At 43.0% G+C, this 18,945-nt stretch carries 14 protein-coding genes and 1 pseudogene; 4 read left to right on the top strand and 11 right to left on the bottom strand.

Going from position 1 to position 18,945, the window contains the following annotated elements; translation table 11 throughout:
- Positions 1-160: 160 nt before the first annotated feature.
- On the bottom strand, positions 161-1,291 hold the full coding sequence (gene lptC / locus H6G05_RS18315) for an LPS export ABC transporter periplasmic protein LptC (RefSeq protein WP_190580118.1): 1,131 nt from the start codon (positions 1,289-1,291) through the stop codon (positions 161-163).
- A 122-nt stretch (positions 1,292-1,413) separates the two neighbouring features.
- Entirely contained in the window at positions 1,414-2,487 is a 1,074-nt protein-coding gene (gene dusB, locus H6G05_RS18310) for a tRNA dihydrouridine synthase DusB (protein WP_190580116.1), read from the bottom strand.
- A gap of 243 nt (positions 2,488-2,730) precedes the next feature.
- Here dusB and H6G05_RS18305 point away from each other — a divergent pair, with 243 nt between their 5' ends.
- Positions 2,731-3,636, top strand: a complete 906-nt coding sequence (locus H6G05_RS18305; RefSeq protein ID WP_190580114.1) for a phosphoribulokinase — start codon at positions 2,731-2,733, stop codon at positions 3,634-3,636.
- 40 nt (positions 3,637-3,676) lie between these two features.
- Here H6G05_RS18305 and H6G05_RS18300 read toward each other — a convergent pair whose 3' ends face one another.
- Positions 3,677-4,813: a glycosyltransferase family 4 protein gene (locus tag H6G05_RS18300; RefSeq protein WP_190580112.1), complete on the bottom strand. Its 1,137-nt coding sequence runs from the start codon at positions 4,811-4,813 to the stop codon at positions 3,677-3,679.
- A 90-nt stretch (positions 4,814-4,903) separates the two neighbouring features.
- Here H6G05_RS18300 and H6G05_RS18295 point away from each other — a divergent pair, with 90 nt between their 5' ends.
- The gene (locus H6G05_RS18295) at positions 4,904-5,380 is read left to right on the top strand and encodes a protein disulfide isomerase family protein (RefSeq protein ID WP_190580110.1); all 477 of its coding nucleotides are present in this window, start codon (positions 4,904-4,906) and stop codon (positions 5,378-5,380) included.
- Between the two features lie 231 nt (positions 5,381-5,611).
- Here H6G05_RS18295 and H6G05_RS18290 read toward each other — a convergent pair whose 3' ends face one another.
- The 3 genes and pseudogenes from H6G05_RS18290 to H6G05_RS18280 form a co-directional block, all read right to left on the bottom strand.
- Entirely contained in the window at positions 5,612-6,358 is a 747-nt protein-coding gene (locus tag H6G05_RS18290) for a hypothetical protein (protein ID WP_190580107.1), read from the bottom strand.
- A gap of 9 nt (positions 6,359-6,367) precedes the next feature.
- Positions 6,368-7,945, bottom strand: coding sequence for a serine/threonine protein kinase (locus H6G05_RS18285; protein ID WP_190580105.1), 1,578 nt, complete (start codon positions 7,943-7,945; stop codon positions 6,368-6,370).
- 93 nt (positions 7,946-8,038) lie between these two features.
- Positions 8,039-9,427: pseudogene (locus tag H6G05_RS18280) on the bottom strand (IS4 family transposase).
- A 376-nt stretch (positions 9,428-9,803) separates the two neighbouring features.
- Between H6G05_RS18280 and topA the strand changes: the two are divergent.
- Positions 9,804-12,515, top strand: coding sequence for a type I DNA topoisomerase (gene topA / locus H6G05_RS18270; protein WP_190580103.1), 2,712 nt, complete (start codon positions 9,804-9,806; stop codon positions 12,513-12,515).
- Between the two features lie 71 nt (positions 12,516-12,586).
- Here the strand turns inward: topA and H6G05_RS18265 are convergent, their stop codons facing one another.
- The 4 genes from H6G05_RS18265 to H6G05_RS26045 form a co-directional block, all read right to left on the bottom strand.
- A complete protein-coding gene (locus H6G05_RS18265; protein WP_190580102.1) occupies positions 12,587-13,549 on the bottom strand; it encodes a protochlorophyllide reductase in 963 nt (320 codons plus the stop codon).
- 166 nt (positions 13,550-13,715) lie between these two features.
- Positions 13,716-16,895 (bottom strand): CHAT domain-containing protein, encoded by a 3,180-nt coding sequence (locus tag H6G05_RS18260; RefSeq protein WP_190580100.1) that lies wholly within the window; start codon positions 16,893-16,895, stop codon positions 13,716-13,718.
- A gap of 295 nt (positions 16,896-17,190) precedes the next feature.
- Positions 17,191-17,370 (bottom strand): hypothetical protein, encoded by a 180-nt coding sequence (locus H6G05_RS18255; protein ID WP_199310633.1) that lies wholly within the window; start codon positions 17,368-17,370, stop codon positions 17,191-17,193.
- Positions 17,367-17,534, bottom strand: a complete 168-nt coding sequence (locus tag H6G05_RS26045; protein ID WP_339383112.1) for a PIN domain-containing protein — start codon at positions 17,532-17,534, stop codon at positions 17,367-17,369. The genes H6G05_RS18255 and H6G05_RS26045 overlap by 4 nt, the downstream gene beginning before the upstream one ends.
- On the opposite strand from H6G05_RS26045, the gene H6G05_RS18250 reads away from it, so the two are divergent.
- Positions 17,467-18,126, top strand: a complete 660-nt coding sequence (locus tag H6G05_RS18250; protein ID WP_242025619.1) for an RpnC/YadD family protein — start codon at positions 17,467-17,469, stop codon at positions 18,124-18,126. The genes H6G05_RS26045 and H6G05_RS18250 overlap by 68 nt on opposite strands.
- Positions 18,127-18,196: 70 nt before the next feature.
- Here H6G05_RS18250 and H6G05_RS18245 read toward each other — a convergent pair whose 3' ends face one another.
- Positions 18,197-18,832 carry an HAS-barrel domain-containing protein gene (locus H6G05_RS18245; RefSeq protein WP_190580098.1) on the bottom strand — a complete coding sequence of 212 codons (636 nt, stop codon included), beginning with the start codon at positions 18,830-18,832 and terminating at the stop codon, positions 18,197-18,199.
- Positions 18,833-18,945 lie beyond the last annotated feature (113 nt).

Below are 18,945 nucleotides of genomic sequence, written 5' to 3'. Positions count from 1 at the left end.
GAGAAAGGCGGCACGAAGTGCCACTTTTCTCTTTTTGGTAGAGATAAGTATTACCAACGAACGAGAGTGTGGCAACACTTTGCTCCATTAAGAAGCAAACCCAATTAGAGTTATACCAAAACACAAAATGGCATAACCATTTTGTGTTTTGGTATAACTTTTAAGGATTTAATGTGGAAAGGACATTTGTACCTGTGACTGTGACAGTTTGTGTTTCGAGATTAGCTACAGCGCGATCGCCACTAACGTTGAGATTTTTGTCGGGTTGTTTATAGACGATATTACCCTCGGCTGTAATCGTTTTTGTGGGAATTAGCCATTCCACTTTGTCGGCATTAACGACACCTTGCGTAGAACTAAAACTTGCCGATACTTGACCCGTGAGATTAATCTGTTCCTTGTCGATTTGAGCTTCTCCCTTTTGAGCCTTCACAACAATACCCCGACCTTTACTAGTTCCAGTAAAGGCTACTGGTAGAGTTACCAACTTTTTCTCAAGATTCCAAATGGCTTGAGCCGCCTCAATATCAACATCTAGGTTCGGATCTTTAGCTTTGATATCACCTGTGAAAGTAACTTCCTTTTTCTGAATATCCCAATTGCCTTTATTGGCAGTTAGTTGCAATTTATCTTTGATTTGAATTACAGAAATCGGAACATCCGTAAACACGCGATCGCTCTTGGCATCCCAAGTAACTTTCTCGCTTTTCATTTCTAATGGTGGTTCCACCGCAGTCACAATTACTTGTTTTTCTAAGCTGTACACATTAGTACTAGGTTTAGCCGTTAATTCTTTGCCTGTCATGGTCAGCTTATCCTCAGGCTTATCAATCTGAATTTTGCCTGTGGCTTTGAGCAGATCTTCTTCCGATTTCCAGACCATGCGATCGGCTTTCATATTGATCTTTTCTTGGACAGCGATCGCCTTAATATTGCCATCTAGGGAAATTTCTTTGCTAAGTTGATCGATAGTTCCCTTATCGCCAGTGGTTTCCATAAGTAGTTCCCCATCGCGATAAAATTTCCCTTCTACATCTTCCACATCAGCAATTTTGCGATCTTCCCGATAGTTAGCGCGTTTGGCTTGAATTTCCCAAAGCAGTTTGCCATTTGCGTCAAATTCGGTGAGGGTAATGTTTTGAAGACTAGAACCAGCAGTTTGGGCGGTTTTATTGAGGCTAGAAATTTCGGGGCGCAAAAATATAAACCACCCCAGCCCAAACATCAGCACCGTTAACACAAAGATGATGATAAACAGGCGCAAATTACGACGACTAAATATTTGTTGCATGATGCTTCTTGATAAAGTTAGGTGATTTGCGCCGTGCTTCGCACAGTGAAAATTATAGTCAAGAACCCGTTTTTTGTGAGGGCGACTTTGCCAGCCTCCAAAAAAATAGTTCTTGAGTTTTATTATTGCTTCATGGCGATCATTTCTGCCATATCTTCATCTGAAAGTATCCAAAAATCCTCCTGATGACGAGCCAATTTGGCGATCGCCTCATCTAAACAATCAAAGCCATCTTGCACCGACTCAATCCGACAGAGGCGATCGCGCAGAGCCGCCGCCCCCACAAAACCCTTGGCATACCAAGTCATATGCTTACGAGATTGACGAATACCACGGATACCTTTGTAATCCCACAGCCCCTGTAAATGCTCTTTGGCAACTTCTAAGCATTGAATAGGTGATGGTTTGGATAAATATTCACCCGTTTTTAAAAAATGATCGACCTCGCCTACCAAAAATGGATAGCCCAGAGTCCCTCGTGAACACATAACCCCATCCGCACCCGTTTGCTCTAAACAAGAGATCGCCGCATCTACCGAGAAAATATCCCCATTAGCAATCACAGGAATCGTCAGCACTTCTTTAACTTTACGAATCCATTCCCACTTAGCATTACCCGTATAGCCCTGCGATCGCGTTCTGGCGTGGACAGTGATCATCTTTGCCCCCGCATCCTCCATGCGCTTAGCAAAGTCCAAAATCGTAATTTCGGCATCGTCCCAACCGATCCGCGTTTTCACGGTCACAGGGATATCCACAGCATTAACTACTGAGCGAACTATTTGCTCGGCAAGCTCTGGCTGTCGTAACAGAGATGAGCCACCACCTTTTTTGGTGATTTTATTAACAGGACAGCCCATATTAATATCTACGGTGTCAGCACCCTCAGCAACTGCCTTTTGCGCCGCCTCTGCTAAAAAATCGGGACGACAATCAAAAAGCTGAATACTAATCGGTGTTTCATGGCGATCGATCTCCATCAACTTGGGCAAAGCTTTCATATGATGCAAATCCGTAGCACTGATCATCTCGGTATAAAGCATCGAATCGGGAGCATACCGCCGCACTAACCGCCGAAACACCAAGTCCGTCACCCCCGACAATGGCGATTGCAACACCCGACTTTGGAGGATGACATTGCCAATAGTTAAAGGTTCAGTGAATTTTTGCGGTAATTTTGATAGACCAGAAATCATGTGTGAAAACTTTGCCCTAAATTTTGCTTTCTTGGGCGCTATATACAAAGGTATAGTAGTTTTAATATTTTTTGTGACTCTTCGTTTGCGAACGATCACACTTAGGGCTTTGCCGTAAGATAAAGAACCAATTTTTGATGGCGCGGCGAATCCGTGCCATTAAAAATCGGGTTCTTTATTAAATTGCATAAACCTCACGTTAATAAAAAGCACATTGATTAAACAAAATTAAGGAGCAAAAATTTGTCTGCAAAACATCCAGTTATTTCTGTAACAGGTTCATCTGGGGCTGGTACTAGTACGGTCAAACGTGCTTTTGAACATATTTTTTTGATGGAAAATATTAAGGCAGCGATCGTTGAAGGCGATAGCTATCACAAATATAACCGTCTAGAAATGCGTGAAGTGATGAAGCAAGCTGCGGCTGAAGGGCGCAACATGAGTCACTTCGGATTAGACGCTAACGTGTTAGATAAGCTCGAAGCTCTTTTCAAAGAATATGGCGAAACAGGTAATGGTCAAAGACGCTACTACCTGCACAGTACTGAAGAGGCTGAGTTTCACAACGGTCGCCTAGGTACTGAGGCAAAACCTGGAGAATTCACTCCTTGGGAAAGTATCGAATCTGGCACAGATATGCTGTTTTATGAAGGATTGCATGGTGGTATCGTTGCCAAAGATATTGATGTTGCTCAGTATGTTGATCTATTAGTGGGTGTAGTTCCCATTGTAAATTTGGAATGGATTCAAAAAATCCATCGCGATAATGCTGAACGTGGCTATAGTGCTGAAGCGATCGTCGATACAATTTTGCGTCGGATGCCTGACTATGTAAATTACATCGCACCTCAGTTCTCCAAAACTCATATCAACTTCCAGCGTGTTCCGACCGTTGACACTTCCAATCCTTTCATCTGTCGTGATATTCCCACACTTGATGAAAGCTTTGTCATCATTCACACCAATCGTTGCTTCCGTGAGAAGTTCCATATTGACTTCCCTTATCTACTAGACATGATCCATGATTCCTTCATGTCTCGCCACACGACTTTGGTTGTTCCTGGTGGCAAGATGGGCTTTGCGATGGAGTTGATTCTTCAACCACTCATCGATTCAATGTTAATTGAATCGAAAAAGCTGCAATCATAATCAAAAAGGGGCGCTATGCGCCCCTTTTTTTGTGCGTATTCTAGCGATCGCGCCAAGCCTGTTCTACAAATTCTAAAAACTCTGCTTGAAATCTCTCGGTTGAGAAGCGCATGGCATTTTCGTGACAGATTTTAGGTGATATGCGATCGCTATTCTTCTCAAACTCAAGCACTGCTGCATGGATACTCGCCACTGACTGCTCCGCAAAAAATACACCCGTGGGGCGATCGCAATCTAAGCCACGCACTGATTCACAGACACCACCACGACCATAGGCAATCACTGGTGTACCGCAGGCTTGTGCCTCTACAGGTGTAATCCCAAAATCCTCCTCAGCCGCAAACACAAAGGCTCTCGCCTTTTGCATATATTCGCGCAAAGCCTCTGGTTCTAGATGACCCAGAAATTTGATGTTACTGCTTGCCTTGGCGCGAATTTTTGCCATTTGTTCTCCATCACCAATGACGATTAAGGAGCGATCGCTCATCTGCGAAAAAGCTTCCACAATCAGATCAATGCGTTTATAGGGAACTAATCGGGAAGCAGTGAGATAGAATTCCTGCTTTTGTTCGCAAAGTGTGTAATTTTGCAGATCTACGGGTGGATAGATTACTGTCGCCGATCTCCGATAGACTTTATGAATCCGACGGGCAATAAATTCGGAATTAGCCACAAATAGATCGACTCCGTTGGCTGTACGTGTATCCCAAATCCTAATTTGATGTAAGATCCATCGGGCGATCCAGCTTTTAATCCCCCGTTCTAAGTTTGATTCTTTAAGATATTGATGTTGTAAGTCCCAAGCGTAACGAATGGGGGAATGCACATAGGAAATATGTAATTGATGTGGCGCAGTTAGGACTCCTTTGGCGACAGCATGGGAACTAGAAATAATTAAGTCATATGCTGATAGATCAAGTTGCTCGATCGCTAAGGGCATGAGTGGCAAATATTGGCGAAACTTAGCTTTAGCAAAGGGTAATTTTTGAATAAAAGTAGTCTTAACAGGCTTATTTTGAATAAATCCCCGTTGAGAGTCATTGAGAAAATCTACGACTGCAAGCAGATCCGCGTGGGGAAATAAATTTAAAATTTGTTCAACCACGCGCTCCGATCCTGCGTAGGTCACAAACCATTCATGCACGATCGCAATCTTGAGATTTTTGAGTTTTGACATAATTAATTTCTTTGGGAAGGTGAGCATTACCCACTCTAATTTAGTGTCAATAATTATGGTTAAAATAGCAACGTTGAACTCACCTGATTTATGAAGTTTCGCCAAACTGCTTCTACATTAGCCTCCGTGGGGCTAGCGATCGCTAGTATCACAATCACAGGTTTCTCTGCTGTTACATTTTCGCCGCAATTGACTGAGACTGCGATCGCCCAAGAAGCAGCTCCCACGGTGACAACAACATCAAGAGTCAATGAGATCGCCTTAGCCAAGCATTTGCGTAAAATCGGCGCAAAGCTATATACAGCCTATTGGTGTCCCCATTGTCATAGCCAAAAACAACGTTTTGGTAAGGAAGCTGTAAAACACTTAGAAGTCATTGAATGCGATCGGCGCGGTGTCAAGCCTCAAACCCAACTTTGCCGAGACAAAAAAATTCGAGCTTATCCCACATGGGAAATTAACGGCAAGCTGTACCCTGGAAATCACTCCCTAGAAAGCATTGCCAACTTTTCTCAATATCGTGGCAATTTATCTTACTTTTCCCGTTATCTTTTCATTCCAGCGTAACCGTCAACATGCCTACCGCCACAAACCTTATTCTAGCGTTGTACATTGTCAATAAGTTTTACTTAATGACAATGTACTTGTTCTTGAAACCCTTGTATAGATAGTGTTTCAGAGATAGCGGGAAAAGTAAGAATTATCAACAGATTGACATTTTAGTTTTCGCTAAATAAATACAAAAATGAAAAATGCGCCCAACATTGAGCGCATTTGCAGTACATTTTAGATTCGGGTTTACTGACCTAGCAAATTCCTTCTACGCTGGGCTTTTTCATCTTGTTCAATTTTTGTTAGAGCATCTTCGTATGATTCGGCTGCCATGCGTTTTTTTTTCGCCAGGTTATACAGTATATCAGAAGATGATAGCAAAGACACTACATCTCGCCTTTTTGATTTATCCAATGACAAAAACCAGTTGATAAAACCTCTGTTAAGTTCCGAGTTAGAAGCATCATCATGAGCAACTACGCATTTAGGACAGACGAGCGGTAAAAAATCATCTGGCTGCGCACTATTTCTATAATCATAGTAACGCCTGAACCGAGTCCAAGAACATTCATTACCTCCATTAAAAACTTTACTTGTAACACATTTTAGTATTTGTTCTTCAGTCGCCACTTCAGTCGCCACCCCCCACTCATTATACAAATATGTCGAAGCCGATAATGCCACAGATGCCGAATAACCTGGCACAATCTCCCCAGAATCAGGTAGCCAAGGGAACTGCTCAATAACAGATCCATAATAGTAACGATACTGAATGCAAACTTTCTGCGTTCTTGATGAAGGTTCAGTGTTCAACTTTCTAACAAGGATGCCCATTCTCTTGAAATAATCAATACTCATATCTCTCTGACAGCTTTTAATCACATCCGATAAAAGCTGTTTATTAACCTGAGCCTGAGTCGGAGCTTGAAAAAATAGCGACATTGCAGAAAATGTCAACATTGCCAAAGCTGATTTAAAATTAAAAACTTTCATGTTTAACCTTTATTTGCGTGTTTCTCTAATTACATCAGAAATTTCGTCAACACTAGTCTTTTGAGGAGTCCCCTCCCAAGGCGCTGCCGCCCCCGATGCCGATACCTGTTGATCTCTCACTGGTTCGGTAGGATTAATACTAACAGGATTTGAAGTTACCTGAATATTTTCATAAATATTTGTAGTTGCCTCCTGTTTTGGTGGGTTAGCCTGCCTTTCCGTCTCATACTGTCTCTGAAGAGCTACTTCTCTTTCTTGCTCTAAAGCCCTTTGCCTCGCGGCAACTTTTTCCTGTTCTTGCCTCAAAACCTCTTGTTGCCTTCTCTTCTCCTCGGATAACCTGATGCTATCTTGTTCTGACGTACTGAGACTCGGCTTAGCACTTGGCTTAATTTCTATAGCCTTATTCTTTACCTCAGACTTAGTTACAGGAGTTTGCACAGGAACCAGTATTGGCTGAGAGACAGGAGTGGAAATAGGGGCTGGTAAAATTTCTGACTCAGTAACTTGCATAGGTTTGGTAACTCTGCCAGCGAATGAGTTAAACCCCAGATAGCTAATAACGCTCAACGATGTAACAGGAATAGCCCACAGCAAATATTTAAGATTTAGCTTGTTTTTGCCAGTCTGACGCACCGCCCCTATTTTCCCATTTACAGAAACCGTTTTTTGGATGTCTATCTCAATCTGTTGAAGTTTTTGTAAAACCTCTTGAGCATTTTTAGGTCTATTACCCACAAATGGTGACATCAACTGATCTACAAATTCCAACAATAAACTCGGAATTTTTGGAGCGCTAGAATGCCATATCATCTGTCCCGTAGTTGGACTCTCTGGAAAATTGCTTGGTGATTGCCCCGTCAGTAAATAGACAAAAGTACGCCCCAAAGAGAAAAAGTCAGACTGCGGAACGCCTTTCCCATTTGCCTGTTCTGGCGGTATATACCCTGGGGAGCCAATACTCGTTAAAACTGATCCTCTAACCATTTTTGCCATGTAGGTATTTGTCATCTCCCTAGCAGCCCCAAAATCAATCAATACAAGCTGTCCATTCGGACGAAGCATGATATTCGATGGCTTAATATCTCTATGAAAATATTGCTGTTGATGGATGAGGTTCAACAGTTGCGCTAACTGTTTCAGCCAATCGAGTGCCAAATCTAAGGGGATGACTTGTCCTTTCCGATTTTCCATCCATACCTCCAGATCAACTCCAGTAATTTTTTCCATTACAAAACAATGAAGAGGATCATTGTGCTGACCTCTGGGTAGAAAAGTAAAACAACCGTTCGATGTAATTTTAGGAATCCCAGAATGATTCAGACGACTCAAAATAACTGCTTCTTGCTGAAAAAGCTCAACAGCTTTCTGATTAGAAGAATGGCAAGGTAGTAAAACTTTTAAGACTCTAGGTGTTCCCCCCTCTAGTACTTCATAGGTTTTCGCAAATCCTCCCTCCCCTATAAGTCTCACGGCTCTATAAGAACCATGAATCAACAAGTCAGAGCCACAATCCTGACAGAAAGGGTTGTTTTGGGTCAGGGATGCAGCAGGATTTCGACAATTAGGGTTAATGCAAAGACTCATATTTTTGCCTATCCTTGTTATATTCTGATATTTTAATATACTTTACTTAACTTGACCAATGATGATCGCCTTTACAGCACCTTACTTTTCCCGTTAAGTATGAATTTGAGCAAGAAGCCAACCTTGGCAAAGTTCACGTAGATTAGACCAGCCCCGCCAGAGGAATTGAATGCCAATGGGAGATTTACGACGATGTTCAAGATACCCGCCAAGGAAAGCAATCGACTCGATAGCCCAAGCAACAGTTAAGACAGGAGGAGATTTAGGAAATCTAGCCTTTAAAACCTGAATTTGGACAGGAGAAAGAATCTCAACCGCAGGAGCATCAGGCTGATTGCGATGGAGATAAGTAATCTGCAAAAGCTCAACCGCACAGACACTTAAAAAGCCTAACAATGTCTTCATCCCTTCAGCAGCAAGTCTATAGCGCTCACACTGACAGCCAGACTTAAAGATTTTATGGAAATCTTCCACACGCCAACGGTAAGTATACCAACGTAAAATCTTAATGGCAGTCTCTAGTTCTTCTACAACTTCGGTGGTCAACAGCATCCATTCCAAAGAGGTTTCACCTTCTGGGCAATCGATTTCCGTTGCATAGACAGCATAAACGGTTAATGGGTCACGATTGTCAAAACGATAGGGAACCCGTAGTTGCACCTTGGAAAATCGTACTGCCAGTTTCGCGATACGGGCTTTACGTTTACCAGTCTCTGGTACTTTGATTTCTTGTTCAAATCTTACAGGTTGCGACTCCAGTTTTTGCCATAGTCGTTCGCTATTTTGGCCTAAGCTACGGTCATGGGCTGCTCTTACTAATACCCCTGTATGTTGCAGTTGTCGCACTTGGTCGAAGACTTCGGTGATATCTCCTTCACGGTCGAAAATATGAATTACATGGGTGTTGCTACTGACTTGATGCTCGACTTCGCTCATTGCTTCTACCCATCGATAAGATTCTTTATCGTTGAATGACCTTTTTCGCGCTGCTTTTCTCGCTATGGCAAGTCGCTGTTTTTTTGCTTCTGGAGTTTCATCTTGCGGTGGCTTGGCTTTCGGTTCGCGGTTCCACAATTTTTGCCATAACAACCCGATTACTTGTCCTTGTTCGGGGGCGATCGCTAAGGCACTATGCAGAATTAATCCGTTCCCACCGTTTCCTGTTGGTCCATAACCTTCCCGTTTGGCTTTAATTTTGCCATAATCTAGATAGGTGGTATCTCCTATGCATAAGACCTCTTCTTGTTCTTCCACGGCTTCACTGGTCATTTGACAGTGTGGTTTTATGATCTTGCTAAATTCTGTTTTCCGATTGGCGAAAACTCATAAGCTCTTTTTAACTCAGAGCCAATGCATGAATATCTCGGACAACGCTTTCCCAAATCCTTCACTTATTTTTTTGCCGATTGCGTACGCTCTGTCGCTTAGTCTCTCATCCCCTAATTCACAACTTACAAAATTCTTGTCCCACCAGTTCATCATTTTTTCTTCCCTGCTTTTTCTTGCTTTTTTTATACTTTAACCTCATCTGGGCTCTTTCCCTGAAAGACTTTTCTGTTATGCCTTTCAAAGATCCCGTGAAAAGTAAGGGCAATTTATAGGCTGTTTGCCAACAAACGATCTTGCAAGATATGGCTTTACATGCATTAATTGAGTCCAATGCATTAAATCGCTAAATTGGCAACTAGTAGTTGCGGGAAACTTGCTAGTGTAGTTACCGTCCTACTAAAAAATAGTAATTTTCCGCATAAACATTGTATATAGGTTAAGAGGGTATTTAAATAAGCCCTTAATTTTGATGATTAATTGCTTATTGATCTTCCCGTTATTTTGATTACCGCGAACCTTGCAGGCTAATATGTCTACCCTTGTTATTGTCGAATCGCCCACTAAAGCCCGCACCATTCGCAACTTTTTGCCTGCTGGATATCGAGTAGAGGCATCTATGGGGCATGTGCGCGATTTGCCACAATCAGCTAGTGATATTCCTGCCGACCTAAAGGGTACGGAATGGGCTAAGCTCGGCGTGAATGTTGATGCTGACTTTGAGCCACTCTACATCGTGCCAGACGATAAGAAAAAGATCGTCCGCGAACTCAAGTCAGCATTAAAAGGTGTCAAGGAATTGATCCTAGCGACTGACGAAGACCGTGAAGGGGAAAGTATTTCTTGGCATTTATTGCAAATCTTGCAGCCCAAAGTACCAATTAAGCGCATGGTTTTCCATGAGATTACCTCTGAGGCAATTAAGGGCGCATTAAAAAATTGTCGCCAGATTGACGATCGCCTTGTCCATGCCCAAGAAACGCGCCGCATTCTTGATCGCCTTGTGGGTTACACCCTCTCACCTTTGCTATGGAAAAAAATCGCATGGGGTTTGTCGGCTGGTCGAGTGCAGTCTGTCGCTGTGCGGTTAATCGTCAATCGTGAACGTGAACGCCGCGCTTTTAAATCAGGTAGCTATTGGGATTTGAAGGCAAATCTCTATGCGCCGAAACAGGAATTTCCTGTGCAGTTAGTCTCGGTCGGCGGCACAAATGTAGCTACGGGTAAAGACTTTGACGAATCGACGGGCAAAATTGCTAGAGGTCGCAAGGTTTTATTGTTGGATGAAGCGGCGGCGATCGCTTTGCAACAGCGTTTAAATGGCAAAGTCTGGTCAGTGAGCAATCTGGATGAACGCCCCACTACGCGCAAGCCTTCACCACCTTTCACCACCTCGACGTTACAACAAGAAGCCAACCGTAAATTGCGTCTATCAGCAAGGGACTCGATGCGGGTAGCCCAAGCTCTGTATGAGCAAGGTTTCATCACCTATATGCGTACTGACTCGGTGCATTTGTCACAACAGGCGATCGCCGCCGCACGGACATGTGTGACCACGATGTACGGCAGTAACTTCCTCAGCAAAGAGCCACGCCAGTATGTGACCAAATCAAAAGGCGCACAGGAAGCTCACGAAGCAATCCGTCCCGCAGGTGAAACTTTTCGTACGCCTCAAGAAACGGGGTTGTCAGGACGGGAGCTAGCGCTCTATGACCTAATTTGGAAGCGCACCGTTGCCTCACAAATGGCGGATGCTCAGCTAACCATGCTCAGCGTGCAGCTAACCGTTGAAGACGCAATTTTCCGAGCTTCAGGCAAACGTATTGATTTTGCAGGATTTTTCCGCGCTTACGTCGAAGGCTCCGATGATCCCGATGCGGCGCTTGAAGAAAAAGAGGTAATGTTGCCACCGCTAAAAATTGGCGATCATCCTGTTTGTCGTGAGTTAAATACGGTCGGACATGAAACTCAGCCTCCCGCCCGTTATACCGAAGCTGCTCTTGTGAAAATGCTCGAAAGTGAAGGCATCGGTCGTCCTAGTACCTACGCCAGCATTATCGGTACGATCTGCGATCGCGGCTATGTACAGCTAGTGAATAATGCGTTGATTCCCACCTTCACGGCTTTTGCTGTTACCAGTTTATTAGAGGAGCATTTCCCCAACTTAGTCGATCCTAGTTTCACGTCTAAAATGGAGCAAACCCTTGATGATATTTCTACGGGTAGTGTGGAATGGCTCCCCTATCTCAAGAAATTTTATTCGGGTGAGCAAGGCTTAAGCGGACAGGTAAAGTCTCGCGATAGTCTCATTGACGGCGAAGCGGCGCGAACAGTACGTCTGGAAGGCTTAGATGATGATGTCAAAGTCAAAATCGGTAAGTTTGGTGCTTATATTCAAGTTGGAGAAGGCGATCGCACGGTTAATTCTTCCATTCCTCAGAACCTCACTCCTTCTGATTTGGTTCCTGAAAAGATTGAACTCTTACTTAAACAGAAACTGGAAGGACCCGATCAAGTTGGTATTCATCCAGAACTGAATGAGCCAATCTTCATGATGATGGGGCAGTACGGTCCCTATGTGCAGCTAGGTCAAGCGACGGAAACTGTTCCTAAACCTAAACGCGCTTCATTGCCGAAGGGAATGCAACCAGAAAATGTCACTGTTGATATTGCTGTCAAGTTATTGGCTTTGCCACGCACATTAGGCGCACATCCTGATACTGGTAATCGGGTGTTTGTGAATACGGGACGGTTTGGTCCCTATGTTTGTCATACCAAAGGTAATGGCGACAAGGACGACAACCGATCGCTAAAATCGACGGATGATCCCTACAGCATCACCTTTGAACGCGCCTTAGAACTACTAGCGCAACCCAAGACTCTGCGAGGAGCATCGGCGGCGAAAGTATTGAAATCCCTTGGTAAGCATCCCAGTGATGATGAAGCGATCGAGATTCTTGATGGTAAGTATGGTGCATACGTGAAGCATGGCAAGGTCAACGTATCTCTGACTAAGGAGCAAACTGTGGAAGGGCTGACCTTAGAAGAGGCGCTATCGATGTTAGCAAGTAAGTCTGGCAAAAGCACTAGTAAGCGCACTAAGTCCGCGTCTAGCGAACCCAAGAAAACTACCACGAAAAAGACTACTACCAAGTCCGCCGCAACTAAAGCCACAACCACTAAGACCGCTGCTAAAACTACTAAAAAAGCCACAACCACTAAAAAGGCTGCTGCTACTAAATAAAAGAAAAGCGGCGCAATGCGCCGCTTTTCTTTTATTTATGAGGGGCGGCGCATTGCGCTGCCTCTCATGTCTTAGACAAGTCTGACTAACTTCGCACTCAAGTCCCACAGGCGCTCGGCTCTAGCATCATCACGGGCTTGAGGAGAGACAGTCTGCACAAAAGACTTACCATCCTTTTTCTGACGATTACCCCAACTCCAGTAGGCTCCCGATTGCTTGTATTCAGGATCAGCGATGACAGCAGCAACTCTCTCTCCTGATAGCTCCTGAGTAACATATCCCTTGGTGATGTTCTTTTGGAATAATGGGAATAGTTTCTGAAAGAGAGGGTAGTGATTACGGAAGAGAGGTGTGTCAGCGACACAACCAGGGTAAAGGGAAGTAAAGGTGATCCCAGTGGACTCATGGTAGCGGCGGTGCAATTCGCGCATGGTCAAGATATTGCAAACCTTGCTCTCTTTGTAAGCGCGAACTGGTTCAAATTTTTTGCCGTTTGCCATTGAGATTGGTGGTTTAAAGCCTTTCTCAAACCCTTCAAGATTACCGAGATCGGGCTGTGGAGGAATCTTGCCGCCCAGTTCGTCGGGGTTGTGAGTAACGGTTCCCAAAATGACCATACGGCGATCGGGATGGGTGGACTTTTTCATATCCTCTAGCAGGAGATTGCAGAGGAGGAAGTGACTGAGGTGATTGGTGGTCATCGTCAACTCAAAGCCTTCAGGCGATCGCAAGGGTTCTTTGAGTAAAGGCATATAGATCGCGGCATTGCACAACAGGGCATCAAGGGGCATTCCCGTCGCACGGAACTTAGCCACAAATTCGCGAACACTGACCAAGGAACCAAGATCAACTTGGATGATTGTGTAGCTATCTTTAGAAATACCGACAGATTCGGCGGCTTTTTCGGTTTTGGGGATATTGCGGCAAGCCATAACGATATGCCAGCCTTTATCTGCCATTGCTTTGGCTGACCATAAACCAACGCCTGAAGATGCACCTGTGATAATGACTGTAGGTTTGTGATATTGTGACATTTTTAAGAGTTAATTTATAGACTTTGACTAGAATTTTACAGCGATTTGGGATTAAGCGACAAATGGGAGTCAAAGCTTTACGCTGAGAGTATTTGCAAAATATTAATGGCGATCGTCACTAAGCGATCGCTTAGTGACGATCGCCATTAATATTTTGCACAGGTACTTATAACCCATTACCGATCGCAAAGAATGCTGACCAGTAATTAGGATGATTGAAATTAGGTGATTTAATCAGAGAAACTTGCGCTCGGCGTAATGCTTCTGTAACCGTGACATCGCCTTTTTGTAACTCTTGATAAAACGCTACCATCAGAGCCTGTGTACCAGCATCATCGACTTTCCAAAGAGAAGCGATCGCCTGTTTTGCTCCTGCTTTCTGCACTTGATAGCCAAAGCCCAAAATTTCCACACCATCGCCCAGCTTACCAACTCCAGTCTGACAGGCACTCAAGACGATCAACTCTATATTCGGAATCTGCCAATCGGTGATTTCACCTAAGCGGATTTTGTCGCCATTGCCGAAGATGATGAAAGATTTATCTGGTGCGCCAGTATTAAATTCTGCATGGGTAGCAAGGTGAAGCACATTATGGTTTTTGAATTTCGATTCGATCGCTTGGCGGCTAAATGCTTCTTCGGTTAAGATAACTGAGTTTTGGAATGAATTTGCGATCGCTTTGACTTCTGTAAGCGTCGCTGGCAAAGCATTTTGTCCATGCTTTTTCTCTCCTGCTTTACCACCAAAGGCTCCTGCGAGGATGTTGGGTGAGTTTTTAGGTTGTGCGGAAAAGTCAAAGAGGCTATAGGCAATCAGATTACTAATTTGATATTTCTCTGCTAGCCATTGTTTGCCGTCATAGAGTGCGGCGATGGGAATATAGCGCAAGATGCCATCGGGTGCATAGAGGATTGTGGTGGCTTTGGCTTGGATGAGTTCGGCTTCGATGGGTTTAATCAGCAATTTGTAGAGTTGTGCCGCAGGTTCTTTGACATCTTCAGAGCCAGCATCAAGGAGTGCAGCTCTAAAATCAATCACTAAAGTTTCTAGTTCTTTTTGCGAGATTTTGACGGTGCGGCTGATGGGGATGGTGTTGGGTGAGAAGAGAATGATTTCGAGTCTGTCATCTAAAATCAAGGGATAAAGTAAAGCTGTGCCTTGAGGGATTTTTTGGAGATAGTCGGGAACTTTATTGATTTCTGATTTGGGAAGTTGTTGGATTTGATTAGCAAGTTGGCTATTGATTTCTTTGCTATTGTCAAAGTTAACCGCTAACAGTTTCTCGCTAATAGCTTTCTCTGGTTCTAAAAGTCGGACACCTTGCGCCGATCTGTCACTGCCTTTGATGTTTTTGAAATAGTCTTCGAGTTCTTGGACTTTGAGGAGGTCGAGGACTTGTAGTGCTTCCATGATTCTTCCTTGTTTGAGAAGGAGATCGGTAAGGCGGCGATAAGATCTTTCAACAGTCTCTAAATAGAATCTTTGGTCTTCTTTTACAAGTTTTGTAATACCCTTGCGAATAGATTCAGTTACATTAACGGATTGTTTATAAAATAGAATAGATACTTCGGATTGATTAAGATTCTTAAAGGTTAAGCCCAAGTAGCTGAGAGAATGATGTTCTCTCGTGCGGTCTTTAATTTGCTTAAAGACTCCTAAAGATTGCTGATAAAAATCAACTGCTTGCTGATACTTTCCTAGTACGTTGTATGCATGACCAAGACCTATAAGCGCTACGCCTTCATCTTGACGATTACCAATTTGCTTGAAGATCATTAATGATCGTTGATGAAAATCAATTGCTGTCTGATATTCTCCTAGTCTGCCGTACAAATATCCTAGATTGCCGAGCAAAGATCCTTCAACACTAGGATCAGAATATTCTTTGACGATTGCCAAAGATTGATTAAAGTAATCCACTGCTTTTTTGTACTGTCCTAGATTACTAAATGTAATGCCGAGATTGTTAAGCCAAATCACTTCACTATTATTTCTAATTTGTCTCGCATTTACTATAGCTTGTTGATATAAATCAATAGCTTTTTGATCCTGTCCTAGAAATATATACACAGTTGCAAGATTTCCCAGAGCAGATTCTTGTAAATCTACATCTGCAATTTTCTTTGCTATTGCTAAAGATTGCTGGTGATAATCAATTGCTTTTTGATATTGGCTGAGACTATAGTATGAAATCCCCAGACCACGAAGTGATTCTGCTTCTCCAGATAGATATCCAATTTTCCTAAATAGAACTAGAGATTGCTGGTGATAATCAATTGCCTTTTGATATTGGCTGAGACTATAGTATGAATTTCCCAGACCACTAAGTGAGTCTGCCTCCCCATTGAGATCTCGTGTTTGTCTAGCAATCACCAAAGATTGCTGATAGGAATTAATGGCTTTTTGATACTGTCTTAGTTGACTGTATGCTCTACCCAAATTTCTCATAGCAGCTTTTACACCATTGGTATCTCCAAGTTGATTAGCGATTGCCAAAGACTGTTGGAAGAAATTGATCGCTTTCTCATATTGGTTCAGATTTCCGTATCCAATTCCCAATCTATTCAGAGTATCCCTTTGGTTATTAAGATCATTAATTTGTCTGGCAATCTCTAGAGATTGTTGATAATAATCAATTGATTGCTGGTATTGTTTTAGCCTATCGTATGTGTTCCCTAAACTGCTCAGCGAAATCCTCTCAATATTCCGATCTCCTAATTTTCTTGCATTTTCCAAGGCTTGCTGAAAATATTCGATTGCTTTGTCATATTTGCTGAGTGAATAGTAAGCAATTCCAAGACTTCCTAGACTTCCTAGTATGCTCTGCTCTGCTTGAAGATTTTTTATTTCCCGTAAGATTATTAATGCTTGTAGATGAAACTCGATTGCTTTATCAGACTTGCCGAGTCTATAATAAGCTATCCCCAAATTTCCCAGTGCCTGTCCTTCCCCAAGACGGTCTTTGATTTCCCGCACAAGTTCCAATCTTTGCAGATGGAACTCAATCACTTTGTCATATTTGCCTATGGATTCGTAAGCGATTCCCAGATTTACTAGCGTTGCTCCCTCACCAAGACGGTCTTTGATCTCCCGATAAATTGTCAAAGCTTGCTGCCATAACTGTAATGCGGATTCAAATTTGCTAGTTTGAAATTGCTGAACTCCTTGATAAAAAAGCCGATCTGCTTCTGCTTTGCGATCTTTTACTGTTTGTGCCTCAGCCACCATTAAACCCAAATCAGGCGGCGACACCACACCCAAAACCCCAGTCAAAGCCACAAACACCAACCCATAAAAACGAGAAGCCTTAACACCACCTTTGCGAGAGCCTAAATTCATAGCCATATCCTGATCTGCGTACTTATCATCTTATCTACATTTCAGGATATTGACCATATGCAGTTTTCAAGGAAAAAGTAGAAAGGAAAAAGGAAAAATTATCGTTATCTGCCCCCTAGCCCCCAATTCTGGGGGAACAAGAAAATAAAAGCCCCCTAAATCCACCAATTCTGGGGGATTTAGGGGGCTTAAATAAATTTAAACCTAGACAAATAGGCGATCGCCCAAACCCCACAACGCAGCCACTTACAAGCGATCGCGCTCATCAGGTTCCCCATTAGGCACTTTCGCCAACACCTTCTCAAACGCATCCCAAACTCACCCGCCTTGACTTCTCTGCTAAATAATCCCTAGTTGACCACACAGCAAGCTGAGACGATAATGTGATCGCCACTAATCCATCTATAGGAATTTGTTCTCTTTGAGCAAAAGATTCCAACTGTTGGTATAGAACATCAGGAATATCAGCAATAACTCTCATAACTCAACCTCTCCAATTATCTGTAAAAATTGTTTAGGCGTAACAACTTGAATTCCAAACCTTTCAACTGGTTGCAAATCCCTTTGATTGTAAGTGATGATAAAATCTGCTTGTGCTTTCAAAGCCAGATCAATTAAAAATTCATCATCTGCATCCTTGAGCATTGATCGTAAATATCCCGATCGCAAAGTCCATCAAGTCGTCATCTATCTCAGCCCCTCGCGATCGCATCTAGTCCATGAAACCACCTTCAACCTTGGCGAGCTAATCCATAACTTCAACGTGATCAGACTATGGGAACAACCAACGGCAATATTTCAGCAATACCAAGGACTATTACCCTTTGCCCCTCTATCCCAAACTAATGCCCCCGAAGAAACCTTAAGACAAGTGGCGAGACAAATCGAAAATATTGCCGATAAACAACTCCAAAGTAACGTCGCCGCCTCGACCGCTATAATATCTGGTATAGCCCTAAGCAAAGAAATCATCAAAAGATTACTCAGGAGCGACATCATGAAAGAATCAGTAATTTATCAAGAAATATTACATGAAGGTCTAGCTGAAGGTAAGGCTAGAGGCTTAGCTGAAGGTGAGGCTAAAGGCTTAGTCAAAGCAACTAATCAAATTGCCCTAAATATGCTGCTCTCTAACATTTCTGTAGATGTTATAGCGCAATTGACTGGACTAACCGCTAAGCAAGTGCAGAAGCTACAAAAGCTACCTAATAAAAAGTCTCAGAAGTCAAAAAAGTAATAGCGATCGCAAAAGAGTAGAGGCAATTCATAATTTGCCTCCCCACAAACAACTGGTTTCTTTTTCCTAGTCAAGGATGGACTTGTCCTAAGATTGCGCCGAGGCGATCGTAGTCATCCTTTAATAAAATGCTCAGCTTGCGACCTGCTTGAACTAACCAATTGCGATCGCATTTTCTCACCTGATAGACATTGCGTAATACTGCGGCAATTAACTCATCGACAGGCGCATTCGTCATCTGGACTAAGGTTCTTAAAAAATTTAATTCTTCCGTAAAGTTCTCAATTTCTGAATCTTCGCAACCATAAACCGCTTGATGGATTTGAGGTGGTTGCGAAGGTAAGTGCTGATAGATATTACCAACAGAACTAAAGCCCAGTAGGACAACTTTGATTTCGGAACGGAGCATTGCAAAAATTTGAGGTTGTTGTTCGCGCAACTCTTGTAGGCTAAGTCCTAGGGCAACAGCACGGTGAACAGAATCAATCGGTGCTGTCGTCGCATGATAAACCACCCCATAGGCAATCACGTCACTATTTTCATCCTGTTGTGACTTCACCCAACTACCAAAAGCTGGCATCAATGGGAAATCGAGATTGTCAGGTTCAAGGCATTGAGCTAAAAATTCAGTTGTAGAAGTTGCCACAACTTCAGCAAGATGTTGGGGATGGCGATCGCGTCTAGATTGAGATAAAGGTGCAAACATTAACTGAATTTCCTTAGTACAGGACAAAAAGTTGCAAAAGTAGGCAGGAAGGGGTTTTATAAAAGATAACCACATCACAAATAAAACCCCTATGAAAGAGATTAACCTATTTC

It is taken from the genome of Phormidium tenue FACHB-1050, assembly GCF_014696925.1.
Taxonomy (GTDB): domain Bacteria; phylum Cyanobacteriota; class Cyanobacteriia; order Pseudanabaenales; family Pseudanabaenaceae; genus Pseudanabaena.
Note: the sequence above shows the minus strand (reverse complement) of the source record. Positions and strands in the feature narration are given on the sequence as shown.

Coding starts and splice junctions, on each gene's coding strand:
- topA (WP_190580103.1), top strand. CDS start 9,804: ATGTCTACCCTTGTTATTGTCGAATCGCCCACTAAAGCCCGCACCATT.
- H6G05_RS18255 (WP_199310633.1), bottom strand. CDS start 17,370: ATGAGAGTTATTGCTGATATTCCTGATGTTCTATACCAACAGTTGGAA.
- H6G05_RS18260 (WP_190580100.1), bottom strand. CDS start 16,895: ATGGCTATGAATTTAGGCTCTCGCAAAGGTGGTGTTAAGGCTTCTCGT.
- H6G05_RS18245 (WP_190580098.1), bottom strand. CDS start 18,832: ATGTTTGCACCTTTATCTCAATCTAGACGCGATCGCCATCCCCAACAT.
- H6G05_RS18250 (WP_242025619.1), top strand. CDS start 17,467: ATGATAAAATCTGCTTGTGCTTTCAAAGCCAGATCAATTAAAAATTCA.
- lptC (WP_190580118.1), bottom strand. CDS start 1,291: ATGCAACAAATATTTAGTCGTCGTAATTTGCGCCTGTTTATCATCATC.
- H6G05_RS26045 (WP_339383112.1), bottom strand. CDS start 17,534: ATGCTCAAGGATGCAGATGATGAATTTTTAATTGATCTGGCTTTGAAA.
- H6G05_RS18300 (WP_190580112.1), bottom strand. CDS start 4,813: ATGTCAAAACTCAAAAATCTCAAGATTGCGATCGTGCATGAATGGTTT.
- H6G05_RS18295 (WP_190580110.1), top strand. CDS start 4,904: ATGAAGTTTCGCCAAACTGCTTCTACATTAGCCTCCGTGGGGCTAGCG.
- H6G05_RS18290 (WP_190580107.1), bottom strand. CDS start 6,358: ATGAAAGTTTTTAATTTTAAATCAGCTTTGGCAATGTTGACATTTTCT.
- H6G05_RS18265 (WP_190580102.1), bottom strand. CDS start 13,549: ATGTCACAATATCACAAACCTACAGTCATTATCACAGGTGCATCTTCA.
- H6G05_RS18285 (WP_190580105.1), bottom strand. CDS start 7,945: ATGAGTCTTTGCATTAACCCTAATTGTCGAAATCCTGCTGCATCCCTG.
- dusB (WP_190580116.1), bottom strand. CDS start 2,487: ATGATTTCTGGTCTATCAAAATTACCGCAAAAATTCACTGAACCTTTA.